2 protein-coding genes are annotated in these 2,695 nt (G+C 42.4%); both read left to right on the top strand.

Features of this window, described 5'->3' with window-relative positions; translation table 11 throughout:
* Nucleotides 1-1,921, top strand: a 1,921-nt coding sequence (locus FXV91_RS12855; RefSeq protein WP_229390995.1) for an oligosaccharyl transferase, archaeosortase A system-associated, incomplete at its 5' end; no start/stop codon positions are given.
* Between the two features lie 468 nt (nucleotides 1,922-2,389).
* The coding region (locus FXV91_RS12860) for an STT3 domain-containing protein (protein WP_345945513.1) at nucleotides 2,390-2,695 on the top strand (306 nt) is incomplete at its 3' end.

Here is a 2,695-nt window from a genome sequence, read left to right on the forward strand (position 1 = left end):
TGAAGATGTATTAAATAAAAATCTCACTGTCTTTAAAGAACCGCTAATCTATTCCGTTATTGCCGGTGTCATGTACTCGGCTTACCAGCTTTCGTGGCCTGGAGCTTCTCTTTTCTTACTGATTGCTCTGGCTTATGCTGTGGTCCAGTATATCCTTGATAATTTCCATGGCGAGTCAAGTGATTATCTCGGGTTTACAGGTATAATCACATTCCTGGTAAGTGCAGTACTTATACTCCCATTTGTCCACCCTGATATGGGATTTTCCATGTATTACTACTCATGGTTCCATGTCGCTACTGCTATTGGAGCAATGGCAGGTTTCGGGTTTTTAAGCTTTATTCAAAGGGAGTTCAAAAATAGAAATCTAAAAGCTTACTATTATCCTCTGGCAATATTCGGGATTGGCATTCTGGGACTGATAGCAGCAAAAGTCATATCTCCATCTATTTACTCTCTCGTCATAAATGCTCCACATACTGTATTTGGAATTCAAACGGGGGGTCCTTCTACAATCCTGGAGGTCTCTTCCATATTTTTCGAGAATAAGGGTTTTACCCTATCGAGAGTCTTTGGGAACTTCACAGCCTCCGGGTTTTTAGCTTCAATCCTTGGTATGATTATCCTTCTCGTAAATATACTCCGGAAATCAAAACCTGAAGAATTGCTGGTTCTAATCTGGAGTATTTTAATGCTTTTTGCAATTTATGGCCAGAACCGCTTTGCATACTATTATTCTATAAATGTAGCAGTCCTCAGTGCTTATGTAGGAGGTCTGCTGCTTGAAAAGGTAAAGTGGAATGAACTTAGTCAGAAGTTTAAAGCCAGTGTGAAATCTCCGGCAGATCTCTCAGGTTTCCTGAAATTCGTCAAAATAGAGCAGATCATTGCTGTCCTGGCTATAGTGGTTGTTCTTATTTATCCGGTATATGGAGCTGCAATGCTATATACGCAGACTACCGGAAATGATCCCGATGGGACGTGGATAGAAGCCTGTCTGTGGCTTCAGTCCTATACTCCTGATCCTGGTATGAATTACAACGCTATTTATGAAGCCCCTGAGGATGGAGAACTTTTCAATTACCCGGATTCTGCATACGGAGTCATGTCGTGGTGGGATTACGGTCATTACATAGAAACGCTGGGCCACAGAATGCCCAATGCTAATCCTTTCCAGGCAGGAATAGGAGGGCGCAGGGGAAGCATAGAGGAGGAAAATCAGCCAGGGGCTGCAACCTTTTTAACTGCTCAGTCCGAAGAAGAAGCAACTTCAGTGCTTGAAGCCATCCACCCTAACCCTGACAAAGCCGGAGCGCGTTATATCGTGTCCGATGAGATGATGTCTACAAGCAAGTTTTATCCGATAGCAGTCTGGACCCTTGATACCGAAGGATACTACCAGCCTTACTGGACAGGGAGTGGGTACCAGTACATTCCTTCCACACGCTACTTTAACTCAATGGAGTCAAGGTTACACCTGCTCGACGGAAACGGTTTGAAACAGTATCGTCTTGTCCATGAGACCTGGGCGTATCATACCCAGGAAGTCTGGTACAAACAGGTTTACAATCTCCTTTATGGAGGCAGCATTCCTGAAGTCGATACGGGTTACATTAAAATTTTCGAGTATGTTGAGGGCGCAAAAATTACAGGAACCGCCTCCCCTAATGAGGGCGTTAATATAAACACGACAATTTTAACAGGCCAGGGAAGGACCTTTGAGTATTCTCAGTCCACAACTTCAGACTCTGAAGGCAGGTATGAGTTTACCGTGCCTTATTCAACCGATGGTCCTGTATCCGGGGAAACCCAGTTCGATACTGCTCCGGCAGGTGCTTATGTTGTAAGCTACGGGGATACAACCAGGGAAGTAAGGGTCAGTGAAGAAGCTGTGTTAAAAGGAGAAGAAGTAAAGGTCTGAGCCAGTCTGAAGCATATGGTTATATTTTACTGGATTTTTTCTCTTCCCCTTTCCTTTTATGGTTCTATTACTTCGGGACTTTTTGAAGAAGTCTGTCGCTTTTTTATAAAACATTTTCTTGTTTCTCTTTCCTGTCCGCTACTTTGATATACTATTAAAAAAGTTATTTTACAGGTCTAGGGTTTCTCAAAGTGTAATTGTACATTTTATATTATCTTTTAGAAAACGCGTTATTGTCTTTGAGAAAGATGGCTTGAAAAATCGATGATCACTATAATCGAGAGGGACTTTTTTGTTCCTGCGGGATCAGTGAATCCATCCAGGAAGCTGTCTGAACCAGTTTTACGGCGAGGGCATCGAAGCTACGTCAGAAGTAAAACCGAATCATATGTTGCGTTTTAATCTATTTGGTTCTCTTCTCACAAATTATATATCTATCGCAAAATGTACCTCTTGAAGGGGATTACTATGAGTTCTCAGGATCGTCCTGTATCAACGTTTAAATCTAGAATCAAATCCAGCTTGCTTTATACTCTGGCAGTTGCGGTAATTGCTTTTGTATCACTATGGATCAGAACACGCCCTTCCGATTCTGTGTTTTTGTCCAATGGGTTTGTAAGGTTTGGGGGCAACGATCCCTGGTACCATATGCGGACCTTAAATGTTCTTCTTGAAAACTACCCGAACAGGATGTTTTTCAACCCTATGACCAACTATCCTAACGGGAGTTACATCCATTTTGGTCCTCTTTATGATCAGATGATGGCCATAACA

The organism is Methanosarcina sp. DH2 (genome assembly GCF_020804225.1).
Classification (GTDB): Archaea; Halobacteriota; Methanosarcinia; order Methanosarcinales; family Methanosarcinaceae; genus Methanosarcina.